Annotated in this window: 14 protein-coding genes; 7 read left to right on the top strand and 7 right to left on the bottom strand. The window is 45.7% G+C overall.

The annotated features are described in order from the left end of the window. Positions 1 to 4 precede the first annotated feature (4 nt). Entirely contained in the window at positions 5 to 514 is a 510-nt protein-coding gene (locus tag H6F93_RS07365) for a hypothetical protein (RefSeq protein ID WP_190679918.1), read from the bottom strand. Next, the gene (locus H6F93_RS07360) at positions 507 to 3,536 is read right to left on the bottom strand and encodes a BPTD_3080 family restriction endonuclease (protein ID WP_190679917.1); all 3,030 of its coding nucleotides are present in this window, start codon (positions 3,534 to 3,536) and stop codon (positions 507 to 509) included. Before H6F93_RS07360 ends, H6F93_RS07365 begins: the two co-directional genes overlap by 8 nt. 408 nt (positions 3,537 to 3,944) lie before the next feature. Between H6F93_RS07360 and H6F93_RS07355 the strand changes: the two genes are divergently transcribed. The 6 genes from H6F93_RS07355 (at position 3,945) to H6F93_RS07330 (ending at position 8,520) form a co-directional block, all read left to right on the top strand. Further along, positions 3,945 to 4,691, top strand: a complete 747-nt coding sequence (locus tag H6F93_RS07355; protein WP_190679916.1) for a coiled-coil domain-containing protein — start codon at positions 3,945 to 3,947, stop codon at positions 4,689 to 4,691. A gap of 111 nt (positions 4,692 to 4,802) precedes the next feature. Continuing rightward, the gene (locus H6F93_RS07350) at positions 4,803 to 5,246 is read left to right on the top strand and encodes a hypothetical protein (RefSeq protein ID WP_199313537.1); all 444 of its coding nucleotides are present in this window, start codon (positions 4,803 to 4,805) and stop codon (positions 5,244 to 5,246) included. 287 nt (positions 5,247 to 5,533) lie between these two features. Further along, on the top strand, positions 5,534 to 6,301 hold the full coding sequence (locus H6F93_RS07345) for a hypothetical protein (protein ID WP_190679914.1): 768 nt from the start codon (positions 5,534 to 5,536) through the stop codon (positions 6,299 to 6,301). Then, positions 6,294 to 7,241 carry a pentapeptide repeat-containing protein gene (locus tag H6F93_RS07340; RefSeq protein WP_190679913.1) on the top strand — a complete coding sequence of 316 codons (948 nt, stop codon included), beginning with the start codon at positions 6,294 to 6,296 and terminating at the stop codon, positions 7,239 to 7,241. The genes H6F93_RS07345 and H6F93_RS07340 overlap by 8 nt, the downstream gene beginning before the upstream one ends. Before the next feature lie 161 nt (positions 7,242 to 7,402). Beyond that, positions 7,403 to 8,101 carry a DUF433 domain-containing protein gene (locus tag H6F93_RS35065; protein WP_524537911.1) on the top strand — a complete coding sequence of 233 codons (699 nt, stop codon included), beginning with the start codon at positions 7,403 to 7,405 and terminating at the stop codon, positions 8,099 to 8,101. Beyond that, positions 8,098 to 8,520 (top strand): PIN-like domain-containing protein, encoded by a 423-nt coding sequence (locus H6F93_RS07330; RefSeq protein WP_190679911.1) that lies wholly within the window; start codon positions 8,098 to 8,100, stop codon positions 8,518 to 8,520. The genes H6F93_RS35065 and H6F93_RS07330 overlap by 4 nt, the downstream gene beginning before the upstream one ends. Before the next feature lie 105 nt (positions 8,521 to 8,625). Here the strand turns inward: H6F93_RS07330 and relB are convergent, their stop codons facing one another. Next, positions 8,626 to 8,859 (bottom strand): type II toxin-antitoxin system RelB family anti-toxin, encoded by a 234-nt coding sequence (gene relB / locus H6F93_RS07325; RefSeq protein ID WP_190679910.1) that lies wholly within the window; start codon positions 8,857 to 8,859, stop codon positions 8,626 to 8,628. Between the two features lie 254 nt (positions 8,860 to 9,113). On the opposite strand from relB, the gene H6F93_RS07320 reads away from it, so the two are divergent. After that, on the top strand, positions 9,114 to 9,329 hold the full coding sequence (locus tag H6F93_RS07320) for a hypothetical protein (RefSeq protein ID WP_190679909.1): 216 nt from the start codon (positions 9,114 to 9,116) through the stop codon (positions 9,327 to 9,329). A gap of 1,271 nt (positions 9,330 to 10,600) precedes the next feature. Here H6F93_RS07320 and cas12k (H6F93_RS34565) read toward each other — a convergent pair. The 4 genes from cas12k (H6F93_RS34565) to H6F93_RS07300 form a co-directional block, all read right to left on the bottom strand. Next, on the bottom strand, positions 10,601 to 11,872 hold the full coding sequence (gene cas12k, locus H6F93_RS34565) for a type V CRISPR-associated protein Cas12k (protein ID WP_199313536.1): 1,272 nt from the start codon (positions 11,870 to 11,872) through the stop codon (positions 10,601 to 10,603). After that, positions 11,797 to 12,711 (bottom strand): type V CRISPR-associated protein Cas12k, encoded by a 915-nt coding sequence (gene cas12k, locus H6F93_RS34560; protein ID WP_190679907.1) that lies wholly within the window; start codon positions 12,709 to 12,711, stop codon positions 11,797 to 11,799. Before cas12k (H6F93_RS34560) ends, cas12k (H6F93_RS34565) begins: the two co-directional genes overlap by 76 nt. Positions 12,712 to 12,809: 98 nt before the next feature. Beyond that, positions 12,810 to 13,346, bottom strand: coding sequence for a TniQ family protein (locus tag H6F93_RS35060; protein WP_190679906.1), 537 nt, complete (start codon positions 13,344 to 13,346; stop codon positions 12,810 to 12,812). A 460-nt stretch (positions 13,347 to 13,806) separates the two neighbouring features. After that, positions 13,807 to 15,510 carry an NAD(P)H-quinone oxidoreductase subunit 4 gene (locus H6F93_RS07300; RefSeq protein ID WP_190679905.1) on the bottom strand — a complete coding sequence of 568 codons (1,704 nt, stop codon included), beginning with the start codon at positions 15,508 to 15,510 and terminating at the stop codon, positions 13,807 to 13,809. Positions 15,511 to 15,768 lie beyond the last annotated feature (258 nt).

Here is a 15,768-nt window from a genome sequence, read left to right as displayed (position 1 = left end):
GCTGCTATTGAAAATTGCCGAGATACTCAATGAGAAGCGGGTGTTCTGGAATAAAGGTATCTTTGTAATAAGCTCTTTGCTTCAGTCCTTTGAATTTGTGAATAGGAACAGGTTCATTTAATCGGCATAGTCTCTTGACAACCCAGAACAAGCCCCATCCTTCTATGTCTTTGCCTGTTTCTGATTTTTTGGTTGAACTTGGTCGGCGTTCATTAATTGCCTTTCGATCAGGTGGTCTAGCAGGGTCTAAATGATTAATATATTGAGCTTTCCAGGTAACAGATGGAGGGATAGTTTTCTCTTCATCCTTATCCGTATTTAACCAGGATGCATAGATATAAACATTAACTGGCAATCCCCTTCTTAAAGAATTTGCTTCATTTAGAACTTCCCAAAGGCTGGTACCAAAAGCTATTTCTGACAATCCATCTTCTACTGCTGATTTCAAATGCATAATTGGCACAGGTGCAAGAATGGCGAAATCAGTTGTTATTTCTATTGGTTGATTAGCCATTGCTACTCTCTCTCAAAATTGCTTGAATGCTTCCTTCCGCGTCCCAAGGGTCGGTAATTTCGACAAATGCCCAACGTCCTAAGCTACCGTGATTATTAACAGCAGGAATCCAGAAGCTTCGAGCATGACTAACTTTTATTGCTTTATCTTTTCGGGCTTCTCCAGAAACCTCTAGAACCAGATTTAAGGGGTCATCTCTTCTATCTTTTAGCCTCACAACAAAGTCAGGCATATAGTTTTTTTGATTACCCGATAAAGAGTAGGGAATTGTAAACCCTAAACCTTGATTTTTGACGTAACAAATCACTTCAGGCATATCCTCTAAAACCTGTGCCATCTTCTGTTCCCAACTTTCAGTATCTGCTACCACATGAGAAACATGGCACTTTATTGGATCAGTCACATAAACCGGACGGGTCGTATCGAAATCAACGTAACGAGTTGAGCCAAAGGTATCGTAGGGTCTAAGAATCGGCTTTAGGGTTTTCTGGCTACCCTCTGAACTAGCAATCGCCGTATAAATCTTGTCTGCTGCATCATGGGCGAGTTCAATCAGCAGTAACTCTTGTAGGAATGTGCCTGACTTAAGAGTGAGGCATTCCTTCAGCCATTCCTTTGCTATCTGGAGAATTTGCGGAAAAAACCAGGACTGAACCTCAGAATCAAATTGGTGAGCTTCTGTCTTATCCGGTCGCTTCTCCCCATCTGCCCTAAAGTATTTCTCTAAGACCAACTTAGCCAACAAGAAGGCAACTTCTTGAGGACGGCGCGATCGCAATTCCTCAAGAGAGTGAATGCTAGTCTGCCCAACGATTGGGGCATTTTCGGTTGTAGTTGGTAGGTCTGCTGTAGAGAGAGCGTACTTACAAGCGTCCGTAAATTGATAGGTGAGCTTTTCCCCTGTAATTTCATAGCGATAGCCTAAAAGCCTTGGGAACGTAATTTCACAATCGATCCGATCCTCTAAGGCTCTAACACGGGTTGGTAGCCTACCCGGTTTAGGAACCTTCTTAGAACCTGCACACGGCATAAACGGGAAAGGAACCCCATAGACTTCGGCATACTCCGGTTCAAACATTCCCTGTTCATTCGTGGCATAGCTGATCCGTCTTAACCCTCTACCGACTACTTGTTCAGAGAGTAATTGAGTTCCAAATGCTCTAACTCCAAGAATGTGAGTCACGGTGTTAGCATCCCATCCTTCCGTCAGCATTGAGACTGAGACAACACATCTCACCTGTTCCCCTAACTTGCCCGGTTTGCCTACCGTGTTCATGACCTCTCTCAGTAGGTCTTCATCGCTGATTTTGTTGGGATCTGATCCGGGGTAGCGATCGCGGTACTCCGCCTTAAACTCGTCAATTTCCTTTGCTGCGATCTTCTTAAAATCAGGACTCATCGCTTCACCTGACTCTAATTGTTCGCTGTCAATCAAAACTGAGTAAGGTCGGGCTGACCAGTCCCCATCCTTTACATTGCTGAATAGTGGCAGTTTGCCCGGTGCTAAAACAGATTTACCATCTGGGAACGTTTTACCTGTGTCCCATCCTGAGATGTAGTCGTAGACCAACTTTGAGACATTAGTGTTATTACAAACCACGATGAAGACTGGAGGCATTAGCCCTTTCAATTGAGCCTCTGTATTTTGTTCCCATTGTTCAAATGCCTTCTCATAATTGCTGTAGAGGCTTTTTAATGCTCCCTCTAGTTCCTTGGGGAGGTTGGGTATTCCAACGGCTTTACTTTCGTCTTTGCTTCCTCTACCGCTCTTGGGTAAACTATCGCGGATCAATGCCCAGATATTTCGATAAGTAGGCAGTTCCCCTCTCATGTTGTCATCTGAGACAGGAACACGAGGAACCTTTACAATCCCGCTTTCGATCGCGTCTATCAGCGAGAAATCGGAGACAACCCATCGAAACAGCGTACCTTCTGTATATCCAGACCCTTTCAAGAAAAAGGGAGTTGCTGAAAGGTCATAAACTGCCCTCACCCCTATTTTTTGCTGAATCGCTTCGAGTCCGGAGATCCAAACCCTTGCTTCTTCCTCTCGTTTCTGAGCTTCTTTGCGATCATCTCCGGTTAGTTTCTCCTCCTCACCCCCTACCCTACGTCGGTAACAGTGATGAGCTTCATCGTTGATCACAATGATGTTTTTCTTACTGCCTAACGCCCGACAAATCCGATTAACCATCTGATCCGGGGTTTCAGTGAACGGACTGCTACCATCTGGGTTAAGAACCAACTTCGTGTTTTTGGAGACTGATTGAGTCTCCCTCAATTGGAAAGCGTGATAGTTGGTAATGACAATTTTCGCCTTCTCCAGTTCTGGCAGCAGGTCAGGAGAAACCAAATCCATCTTCCTGTAATAGTTCTCAGGGTCATTCGGCTGTAAAACTCGAAGGCGATCGCGGATCGTAATGCCCGGTGTCACGACTAGGAAAGCATCATTGAACAACCGATTCTGAGGGTTAGCAATTTTATTGAGGGTATGCCAAGCAATCAGCATTGACATCACAACTGTTTTGCCGCTACCTGTTGCCATCTTGCAAGCCAGCCGAAACAGCAACGGATTAGCATCTTCATTGGCTTGTCTTAGCTCATTCTCAATCCAGGTATCACCAAATTTTTTAGCCGCCTCAGTAATGTAGATAACGGTTTCTAAAGCTTCAACCTGGCAAAAGAATAAACGCCGTTCCCTTTCTGGATTTGTCCAATAATCAAGCAAACGTCTAGTCGTGGGTGTGATGCCCTGATACCCACCCCTACGCCAGAGAGAAACCCGTTCCCTAATCCGGTTGATGGTTGGATTTGGCTCAACCCGATCCTGACTCAGAAGCCCTAAATCAATTTCTATTTGCTGACTCTTCTTCTTTGGTCGGGCGATCGGAACAAAGTACTCGCTAATACGGCGAGATTTAACGATTTCGTTAGTAATGCCATCTTGATCAAACTTAAAGTGCTGTTTGGGTTCCTCAAAAGCTGAGTTAATTACAGGATTTTCGATGACAATTTGCGACATTCAAACCTTAGAAGCTACTGAACAACTTAGACGATGATTTGTAGTGCGTTTGAACTACCAAAGAAGTTTTGATCTAGTATCTTTTCTAGCTTTTATTACCCAGTTTCCGGAGGTTACTAACAGAATTTAATGCTTTGTTACGACTTTTTCTTGTTATCTAAGTAGACCGATATCTATAGTTATTAGTACAAATGTATAAATTTTGCGTTAAGCAATTTGGCTAATTTAATCGAAGGAAAATATATTGAGATTTTGACTTCCTAGACTCAGCAAACTTTATCGATTAATGGTTTTACATGGTGTCTTTTAGAACGAGCTTCAGTCAAAACTACAGATCACAGCTATCCAATTTTGGGCATCTTATATTCGACAGATAAGACTGCCCATTTTTGAAACAGGACAATAGCCATGCGGAGAGCGGATCGGCATAACTCTTCCGACGACAATTCCAGTAGAAACCCTCACTCACGGCAACCAGAACCCGCTTCCTACCATGAACTTAAGAGTAGCCTGATGACCGCACGGGCACAGCGAGATGAATGGCAGCAACGCGCCCGTGACACTGAAGAACAGGTAGAACAGAATCATCATCTGTACTTAGAGGCGCAGCAAAAGCATCAATCAGCGCTTACTCTGTATCAGGAAGAGCAGCAGAAACATCAGACTACATTCACGCTTTATCAAGACGAACAGCAGAAGTACCAAACCACATTCACCTTGTACCAAGAAGCCCAAACTCAAGCAGAGTCTTATCTCACGCTCTACAGCCAAGAAAAAGCCAGCAGCAGTGAGTTACTTATCAAATTTGAAACGGCTCAAATCGAACGTGATCACTACCTGACTTTATATAACGAAGCTCAAACACAGCTCAAGTTTGAGCGACGCTCAAAGGCTGGAATCAAGAGTTGGGAAACCCGTCGCAAACGGGAGAATGAGCGTTTGAAGCAAGAAATCGGAGAGATGGCTGTCCTCTTACGTGATTCCTTAGAGCGGAAAGATGAGGCAGTAGATAATCTTTATGCTCTGGCTAGCCGCATGGACAGAATTCAACAACTTGTCGATTCAGTTGAGGATGAATCTTCCAACAATCCATTGGGTCTAGTTCAGAAGTTCAAACGCATCTGGCAAGCAGTGAAAGATATCCTCGCAGAATAGGGAGCCATCAGTATGAATGAGGATTTAGCTTCTAACGTTCAAACATCTCAAACTCCAACGCTTGGCGATCGCATTCGTAGCATTGCCGATCAACTCAAGGAGGAGAGCGATGTGCAAATCAAAGCGACCTCTCGAATCTTGGGAGCTGCTGCCAAAATTGCTCAAAATCATGATCAACTTATTGATGAAGTTGTTGAAATGGTTGAGGAAGACCTTGACAAACAGACCCATACAGAATCTTCTAAACCTTATACAGTTGAACAGCTCCAAAAACAATTTAAAACCATTAAAGATGCTAAAGCCCATTTCAACATCAGAGCAAATAGTTGGGCTGCTTTAGTCTCTAAACTCAATGAGCAATCAGCAAACTCCAATTCACAAACCTCTAAGCCTCAAACTAATAAGCGGTCAGCTAATTCCGGTTCACAAGCGTCCAAACTGCAAGATTCTACAATTCAACGGATTGAGTCAATTGAACACGAGATTCAAGTTATACGAAGGGATGTCAAGCAAGTTATTAACCTTCTCAATCTGATTGTAGAAAAGCTACCGTGAAGTAATTCTTACCAATACCAATTAAAAGAGAGTTTGTTTAGTTACTATTCGCATCGCCTTCACTAGGAGCAGTTGAGCAAAATGCTCTAAGCTATTTCCCTAATCTTGCACGGACTAATTGAAATAGCCTCACCTCGTATGAATTTATAGTTTAAGAATGACCAATTACCAACAATTGCAATGTACTAGAAGAAGTGCGATCGCTTACCGTGCTTCTCCTGTCAACAGAACTAAACAAAGTGCGAGAATAAAGCGTGACAGCAGTACTGTTCTGAAGCTTTGCCCTGATGGATGCAATTTCTGAGCTACAAGTAAGCAGCAGATTTCCTGACTGCGTGGTGATGAAGCTCCACCTTCAGGAAAGCCCTGACACTTCTAAAACCTCTTCTCTACTTACATCAGGTAACACAAAGATAGCTACTCACCCAAGAGAAATAGACCTCAGTCTCACTATCAACTTTAGTGGGGAACAAGAAATAGAAATACCTGGTGGAACCCGATTAGGCTTGCTGGGAGGACGAGCAACGTTTGGGGTGAGGCGTGGTCAACTTCGCTTTCTCTTTCAGAACTGCAAATTACCCTTAGAGAAAATTGCCCTTTCCAAGCCCTTCAAAGTGTCGATCGAGGTAGAGAAGCAAAGGACTAAATCCAATGAGATTCAGGCAGGAGTAGCGTTAGATACTCGGAATGTTGGAGCTAAAGCAACTGAAGGATTGGCTGAAAAGGTTACTGTGGAAGTCTTTCAGGTCAAGAAGATAGGCTCTGAAGATAAGCCTGCTTGGGTTTTTGAAGCTCATGGCGATCGCATTGTTTTAGAGGGGACACTGAAGGAGACGCTTCTGGGTATTCTCCAAATTGCTGACCTTCCCTGTGAGATAAACGCTGATTTTACGGTGCGAGGTGACGATGTTGAGATCACGTGGGGTCAAATTGGGCAAGTCAAGAACATCAATCGCAATAAGCTTGCTCTGATTGAACGGGCGATCGCCCTCCGATATCTTAAGCCAATGGTAGAGGCATCCCCTATTTGTCAAGGAAGGTGGCAACATGGCTGAACCTGCGTCTTTTGAAGAACTCGATCGATTAGTTGGGACGGTTCTTGATGCTAAAACAACTAACTTTTTTGAGTTAGCTGAAATGTTAGGTCTTGATCCCAAACAGGACTTTGCAGGAGCTAATCTGTCTCACGTTGATCTCTCTGGAGGCGATTTATCATCCGCTAACTTTATGGAGACGAACTTCAAGAGCGCTAATCTCGCCTCTGCAAAGTTACAAGGAGCCATTCTCACTAACGCCGATCTTAGTTCTGCTAACCTTAGCGCTGCAATAAACATTAACTTCGTCTTTGCTCGTGACGTTGACCGCGTCCGTAAACTTGCCCGCAACCTTGCCCGCGACATTGACCGCGTTCGTAAACTTGCCCGCAACCTTGACCGTGACTTCAAACTTGCTCTCAAACTTGCTCGCAATCCTGCCCGTGCTCGTGCCCTCAAACTTGCTTGCAAGAGTGTTGAGTCTCTCGATCATACCCTTAAACTTATCCGAAACCGTATTACTCCCCTCGACCGAAACCTCAAACATACCTTCCATCTCGCCTTAGCTCGTGTCCTTGACCCCAAGCTTGACTCGACCCGCGCCCTTGCCCGCGCCCTCGACTACAACCTTACCCGTGCCCTTCCCCTTGCCCGCACTCTTGACCGCAAACTCGCGCGCGCCCTCGCCCATGCCCGCGATCTCGCTCATGATCTCACCCGTGCTCTCGATCTCGCCCATGCCCGCGCCCTTACTTTCACTGGTGCAGACCTTACTGGTGCAGACCTTACTGGTGCAGACCTTACTGGTGCAGACCTTACTGGTGCAAGAACTGAAGGAGCAATAATGACAAACTGTAAAGGTTTGTCTCCTTCAGATGTTGCTTACTTGGAGAAGAGAGGGGCTATTTTCAATACTTCTCCTGGCGATCGCCCAAGCGTCTACCAATCAATTCCTAGATAAGACTTGTTTCAGGAAGGTGTAGTTGACTGTTGATGCTCCCAAATAAGCGCCCATAATCAACCCCTTGAATTTAAGGCTCCCTCTATTTCTAGGTTTGAAGTTTGCTTAGAATCGAAGGATGATAACGTTGTGTCGGGATTAACGCTTTGAGGTAACAGGTGGTGAAGTGGGACGACGCAATCTACAACATTCCGGCGTACCCGGTGACAGATGCAGCCTGGTATTTGCGTATCCCATTGGTAACGCTCCGTTCCTGGCTGAAAGGGCGCTGCTATGCTACCAAGAGCGGTCAGCAAATCTTTGACCCACTGATCCAACGTCCTGATCCTGGTTTGCCCCAACTCTCGTTTACCAACCTGGTAGAGGCTCACGTTTTGCGAATCATTCGAGAAACTCATCAGGTCAAGCTGGATAAGGTTCGTAAAGCCCTAGATTACATGAGCCAACAGTTTGGTACTAGTCATCCGCTGGTAACGAAAAAATTTCAAACGGATGGGGTTGATCTATTTGTAGACCAGATGGATCGGTTAGTGAATGTTTCCCGGTCGGGTCAGCTTGCCATGCGGGAAACTTTGAAGCACCTGCTCACCCGCGTTGAGTGGGACGCTAACGGTATTGCTACTCGCTTTTTTCCAGTAATTGAGTTAATTCCTGAACCTGGCAGCGACAAAATTATCTTCCTAGATCCCTCCATCCGATTTGGGAAACCCGTCATTGCCGGAAAGGGGATTCCTACCGATATCATCGCTGAACTCTATAACGCTGGCGATTCTATCGAGGATATTGCCGATGAGTATGACTGCACACCCTTACAAATCAAGACCGCCATTCAGTTTGAATCTCAAAACCGTGCCGCGTGACCCCACCTGCTCAGCCTGTTTTTTTCATTGATTGGTGCCTTGGTAAAACTGTTGCCAACACACTGCTTGAAGCAGGTGCCTGTGTTGAGCATCATGGCAATTACTTTACCCCAAATACTCCCGATGCAGAGTGGCTTTCGGTAGTAGGCGATCACGGTTGGATAGTGTTGACCAAAGATAAAGGCATTGGCACTAATCCGCTTGAGTTGCAGGTGATTGCTCGTGCTAATGTCAAAGTCTTTTCCCTAGCTTCTGGCAACTTAACCCGTCAGCAGATGGCAGATCTATTTGCCGGTGTGCTGAAAAAGCTGGAGAAGTTTACTACGGGCAACCAAGCCCCATTCATTGCCAAAGTCTACAAGGATAGCAGAGTAGAACTCTGGCGGAACCGTACCCAACTCCTCAAACTTCTTAAATAGTTAGGATCAGTTACCTCGTCTTCAACTGTCATCCCTCAACATTGCAGTACAACCGAATGTTATGGCTTTTTCAGAGCTACTTTAGCTATTGCTAAAGCAACCTGCTTAGCTGCTTTTCTCTTCCATGAAGTAGCTGATGGAGTGCCCATAAATTTCAGCAAACTTGGAAAGCTCTACAATATCAACCCGCCTCTCACCAGACTCACATTTAGACACGTAGGACTGAGGTTCCCCTAAGCGGTTAGCCACCTCCAACTGAGTCAAGCCAGATTCCAGCCTCGCAGCTCGGAGACGCTTGAGAAATTCTTGATATTCGTCTGAGTGTGTTGAGGCTCCCATACCTTTGGAAGCTACATCCGATTTCAGAATATCCCAAAATCGGATATTGACTCCCCATGTCAATCTGGGTTAGGTTCTAGAGCAGTCCAAAAATGAAGCGTTCCCTGAAAGTGGTTCCAGCACTTCCAAGGAACTAACCCCCAACTGATCAAGGCAGTCGGGAGGCTAGAAGGATTTTACACTCGCTAGCCGCCTAGCTTTGCCATGTCTCTGGTGGCTTCGTGTTGGGCATTCAACCTAGTGGAGTGTAAATCATGACTTTTGAGCAACCGTTTCTAGACCTACGGGATAAAGCCAACCCAGATATTCTGAGGGTAATTGCCGTAGGAACCCCTGCTGTAGTGGAGAATTACGTGATGGTTCAGTATCAGATTGGCTACGCTGAACCGTTTGAGTGGTCTAAACCCTTGCCTACCGTGAACCCTGGTGAGGTCATGAGGATCTTAACCAAGAGAGTGAGCATCGGCTAGCCTATATCGGCTCTGTAGCAGAAACCTCCTAGACCATCTAGGAGGTTTCTAAGTTAATGGGCGATCGCTATCCCACAAAACAATCAGAGAAGAAATGTAAAGGTTTAATGAAGTCTCTCTATTGGGGTAAAGTTGGGGTAAGAATCAGTATCGAAGTCTGAAAGCATTGATAAATCGTTAATTTTCGTAGCCTTCCAAGCTAATGATGGGGGTTCGATTCCCCCCACCCGCTTAAATGTCCTTTAAACAATTATTTGACCGCCTTTAAAGGATTAATGTCCAAATCCAACGAAGATGCGTACTTCTCAAGATCCGAGGTATTTTTTGCCGCTAATTCTGTGTATTGCACATGGTTTAAACAATTAATGTCCAAACCTCTTAAAGGAGACATTCGCACGAGCTAAATCCCGTATTTGGGGTGACAAAAACTCCTATTTACCAAGAATCTAGACGAGATACCGTGAAAACCTTGGAAGGCTGAGGTTTCTTTCAACCCTCTAGAAATTAAAATTAAACCTGTTGCTGTAAGGGATTAAGAGACTTAATTCAGCACTTGACATTTCAACCTGTTCAAGCTGAAGGAGCCATACTGGCTGCTCAGCAGGGTTTTGTTCGCCGTTCTTCAAACCCTCTCAAGCCGAAAAAGGCGTGGCGACCAGCCACCTGCCTCCGTTGGTATCGGCTCTGGTCGAGCCTTTCAAACCCTCTCAAGCCAAAAAGCCGTGGCGATGCAAAAGCCAGTTGTCTAAGTTGACTGGCTTCTCTTCTTTCAAACCCTCTCAAGCCGAAAAAGCCGTGGCGACTCTGACCGCTGAATCCCTTACGCAGCCAACTGTTCCAGAGCTGTTTTGGCAAAGGTCTTCAATTTAAAATTCCTTCTTTAAGGAAAATACAAATTTTAGACCTAAAGGTTCAAAAGCCTTGAACAGCAGGGATTTCACTTTTGGCAAAGGTATTGGGGATTTTGCCCTTACTTCGGCTTGCCAAAAATATTAGAGGATTCCTCCTTGCTCGGAGGCGATTGGGTAGCTGCCACAACACGTATGCCTGTATCCTCATAACTAATGGCTCACAACCACTGTTATGAAAACATTGCTTCTTGATGCTAGGCGCGACCCCACACCGTATTTATAGAGAAACTCTACAAAAGAAACGGACAACTACCTGGAGCGGAAAGCAATTAAACTGCTCCATACTTTACACCTGTCCTCGAAAGACCGGCGCGCTATTGGGAAAATATTACATTGTCAAGGTTCAAGATTCTGTCAAGTTCACAACGCTGGGAGCCGGTGAGCAGACATTGCAACCTCTACTGCTTTCTGCTGTAGCGATCCCTGTTTAAGTTGTTGCCCACTAACTACTGGGATACCTTGACTAGTTGCACGCTCTCGAATGAACTGCACCAATCGGCTATAGCTCCAGCGATGAAAGCTTGCTCGGAGTTGTCTAGCGTACTGATCTTGAAGTTCCTTTTTTTGCGGGAACTTATGCTTTGCTTTGGCTCGAACGTCACTTTCGATAATTTCGCGAATGCGTTTCAAGTCGGGCACGGCAATGCTGCTAGCATTCCACCTTATGGCAAGGCGCACTAACCTGTTTGCTAGCAATCTTTCCATATAGATGCCTAAGTTTGATTCACTGTTGTTCTCCTGATATTGGTCATGCTTTTGTTCCTTCTTGCGCTGAAGTAGATTTCGCTGCCTTCGCAGGTTTAGCTTGTTTACCAGCCGCCAATGCTCCAGTCTCAGTTGTAATGCGCTGCGTTTACCTCTTTTTGCCTTGATTCCATGAATGGTCAATAACCGTTTTGTGGTCTGGTTCTCTAAGATATTTCCAGTTCTAAGATCGATTACGCAAACAGTAAGAGGCACTTGACGGCTTAGACTAACTCCGACGGTAATCAGGGGATCACCTTGATAGTTAGGTTTGCTAGGACGTGGTGGGTAAGGATTTTCCAGACGAGTCAGTTGGGTCTGCTTGGCTTTTAAACGCCCCTTCTGCCCTTCAGTCAACTCTAACGGTTCAACCTCCTGGTCAGATACCTTATCTTGTTCCTTTAAACTGTTAGCAACTTTGCATTTGATCTCCTCTTTAACAGCTTCTGTTCCTTCAGCAGTCAAGAAATGAGTATCAATCGTGCAGTGTAGATGAAGACGATGCGTTGCCCAAGGTTGATCAGATGTGTAGGATTGAGACTTATCCGATTTCTTCTCTTTGCGTTTATTTGTATCTTTCTGCCAAATAAGCTGGGCAGATCGTAAGGTAAATAACGACGAAGAAAAACGTTCTTCTTTAGGAGCCGAAGCATTAACTTGATGATCTGCTAAAAACTGGCGAAATACTGGAAGTTGACGGCGATCGCATTGAACTTTGAAGACAAAACTTCTGAGCCGATTAAACCGAAAACAAATTTTGTCCGATACTAACTTCTTTTTCTTTTTGGATTTACGCTGCTTTGATGAACTTTCTACAGAAGGTTCTGAGTTTGTTGAACTACTTCTAGGTTCGGTTGACCAGATAAATTCGTCTGCACTACCCCACAAAACTGGATAGGGGAGAGGATTAAAAAATTAATAGACTTCTGCTGTCGCCACTCATTCAGTGCTTCAGCAATAGAATCTGCATCATCACCATTTGGAAGAGAGACAGCATCCGACAGGATTGCAGCAAACCTTTCACCTGTTGGATCTCTTCCTTTTGGAAAACAGCTCTGAAGCTGCTCCTCAAGTCTTTCTATTTCTATTTGTTTGCTCTCAAGTTGTAATTTTAACTTTTCTGAATCTTCAGGCTCATTACTCACTTGTAGATTATTTTTGAGTAGGTGAATAATTGCCCGCTGGACGAGAGTGTCACTTGTAGACTCGAATTGAGTGAGTAACTCACCCAGCAAAGAATTACTTGATTTTGCTGATTTATGCCTTGGCTTTCTATCGTTTGACTCCACAGGTTGTGAGCCGGATTCCTCCAAAATCTCCTGTGCTTTAGCACAAATGTTTTCTGAGCTGAAGTCTGTTGTTTTCTCTAAGTCATAATCTTGTTTCACAATGTCTAACCATCGCTTCTTGCCGAGCATTCGGAAGTAGCGTTGTCTTTGCAAACTAAACCAGGATTTGTAGACATATTGAGTCATCCGAGCTGCCGAATCATAAAAGCGACCAGGTAGCTTTTTAGAATCAGAATGTTTCTTGAAAAATTCAATCATCTCCTTAACTGATTCACTAGGAACAAATCCTTTGGTTTGCCACTCTTTGAATTTGTCATGCTCTGCGACCGCTTTAAAGAGAGCATTGACCAAAAGTGTATATGTAACCATTTCCTCCCAAAAGAATTTTCGGGTTGCCTCATCAGTACACAATGAGCAACGAATAGTTTTGATGCTCATGACAAACCTCAAATATTTGATAGTGCGAATGTACTAGTTGAGCAAGAAAAGTGCAAGATATTTTCCATTTCAAGATTTAATGAACAGCGCCCTTAAAGTCAGTACCTTTTCTGCTTCTTTGCCATTGTTCTGAATCTCATTCCACATTTTGAGCATTGCCCATTTTCCCAATCTGAGGACAGTGGAATTTTCTCATCACAAGCAGGGCATCTAGAAATGAGACGAAGTTGATGGCGATCGCATCCCTTAGTTGTTTCAAACTGCCATTCCATCCGGTGATAAGGCGCTTCGGCATAACAGGCTCCACACAAGCGAGTAGAACGGTTGACGGTTGGTATACCTTTCGGCGGGAACATGGCAAGCAACCTTTCAGCGTCCAGCCCTACCAGCTTTGCCATTGCTGCAAGTTCCCTTCGACTAGGAAATGGGTTGAAGCGGAACTTTTCCCAACGGGATAGAGCAAATCCGATTCCTGCTGCATCACTAAGAGGCGTTGGAGCAGAAACACTGTTTAGTTCATAATGTCGGAATCGACCAAAATAATGGCTAATGCTTTCACCCTCGTAGGGTTCAATCTGTGCAATCCAAAACCAAGAATCTTCGGATGCTGTCTCTGATGAGGTTCCATCATGCATAAGGCATCTCTACCCCACGTATGCTTTGAACTGCCCTTGCAAAACCTCAAGCGTTGTTTGCTCATCAAGCGTGGACAAGCCCTTCTTCAAAGCGCAAATGGCAATCTGTCGAAGCACTTCATACAGTGGACCAGTCAGACCAGACGTTTTGTCATATAACCTTTTCAACACGTCCTCATAGAGTAGGTCTGATTCCTGCTGCCATTGCAGAAATTCATCAAGCCATTGGTTTGCACGAGACAGCAGCGCTACCCTGATGGAAGTCGCAGCAAAGCAAGTTCTAACTGTTTAACGAACCAAGAGCCTGAAAATATGGGAATGCCGTGACAAGTCAATAGCATCCTCAAACTCTCAGCAATTCTAATTTTGGAATCGAACCAAGGGTTTCTGCGCTCGTTGGGCGCGAAACCCTTTGGTTTTGTTGGCAAAACCTGAAATGAGAATTTCTGGCTGGAGCACTCTACTTGACAATGCCTAATACTGGAGCCGTCTGGGATTCTGAGAGGGTCGAATTCCAGAAGCTCTTGGCATAGATCTGAGGATGCTCCTGAGCAATCTGCTGATAGGACTGACGCATCTGAGCGTTGACCGCGACAGTCTTCACGTCATACATCTGCGTCGCCAACTTAGGATAGACCCCGAGCGCGATAATCAACGCTAAGAAGCAGATCGCGATAAATAGTTCTCGGGGACTGGCATCCTCAAATTTGGCGTTCACAGGCAGCTCGCAGTTGGTGCCAAAGCAGGCGGCTTCCTCATTCCCCTGGTTCTTCAAGTCAACATCGCTTAAGTCGCAAGAGGGCATAATGTCGCACGCCAGCTCTGCACCGGAGCCGTAGAACACCTGCCGCAGCATGGAGAGGAGATAGATTGGCGTCAGGATTAATCCCACTGCAGAGAGCAAAACGGTGACGATGCGGAAGGTCGAGCTGTAGATGTCAGTGGTGGCCAACCCTACGAAAACGGCGATCTCGCTAACAAAGCCGCTCATGCCCGGCAGCGCCAGTGAAGCCATTGCAGTAGCCGTGAACAAAGCAAAGACCTTTGGTAAAGCCTGACCGATGCCGCCCATTTGATTCATCATCATCGTGTGAGTCCGATCGTAGGTAACACCTGCCAGGAAGAACAGCGCTGAGGCGATCAAGCCATGCGAGACCATTTGCAGCAGGGCACCGCTCATGCCGATATCGCTGAAGGAGGCAATGCCCAGCAGGACGAATCCCATATGTGAGATCGACGAGTAGGCCAAGCGGCGCTTCATGTTGACCTGAGCAAAGGAGTTCAAAGCACCGTAGATGATGTTAACGACTCCTAAAATGGCTAAAACCGGCGCAAAGTAGATGTGAGCATGGGGCAAAAGTTCGAGGTTGAGACGAATCAGCCCATATCCGCCCATCTTCAACAGCACGCCTGCCAGCACCATTGATACCGGAGAGGAAGCTTCGCCATGTGCATCAGGCAACCAGGTGTGGAAGGGGAAAATAGCCAGCTTGACGCCGAAGGCGATTAGCAGTCCGGCATACAGCAGCAGTTCCAGGGCCAGAGGGAAACTTTTCAGCTGCAGGTCTGCCAGGTCAAAGGTAATTGTGTCGCCGTAGAAAGCCATCGCCAGAGCCGCAACCAGGATGAAGATAGAGGCGGCAGCGGTGTACATCAAAAATTTTGTAGCGGCATAACGACGATTTTGTCCACCCCAAATACAGACCAGCAGATAGACTGGAGCCAGCTCGACCTCCCACATGACGAAGAACATCAGCAGATCTTGGGCAACAAAGACGCCCACTTGAGCGGCATACAGCACCAGCATTAAGCTATAGAACAGCTTGGGCCTGCGATCGACTCGCCAAGCCGAAAACATGGAGAGAGTGGTCACCAATCCGGCCAGCAGCACCAGAGGAGCAGACAGTCCATCTACTGAAACGGACCAGTTCAACCCCAGCTGCGGAATCCAGGTGAATTTTTCTACCATCTGGAACGCAGCGCTGCTGGCATCGTAATGTGTCCAGAAGGCGTAGCACATTAGCACAAAATCTATAATCCCGACACCGAGGGCATAGCTGCGCACCAGCTTGCCGCTTTTATCGGGCAGCAATGGAATGAGTAGAGCGGCAACCAGCGGGAGCAGAACGAGCGTGGTTAGCCAGGGGAATTGAACGGTCACCATAGCAAGTAGGAATAAATACTTAACCTCTGATGAGAGAATCCTACTAGACTTTGCGGCAGATTAGTTATAGGACTTTGGCTATGAGTCTATGCAAATCGATCTATGCATAGGGATAAATCTATCTGAATGATTTCATGCGCTGTTGAGATTGCAGACCCAGCACAACCCAGAATTTTAGAGAAAAGTTCGCCAACGCCAGGCTTTCTCCTGGCAAGACTCTCTGGCTTAAAAACCAAAATTAGAACTGTTGCTATGTAG

The organism is Leptolyngbya sp. FACHB-671 (assembly GCF_014695745.1).
In the GTDB taxonomy this organism is placed as follows: Bacteria; Cyanobacteriota; Cyanobacteriia; order Elainellales; family Elainellaceae; genus JAAUTN01.
Note: the sequence above shows the minus strand (reverse complement) of the source record. Positions and strands in the feature narration are given on the sequence as shown.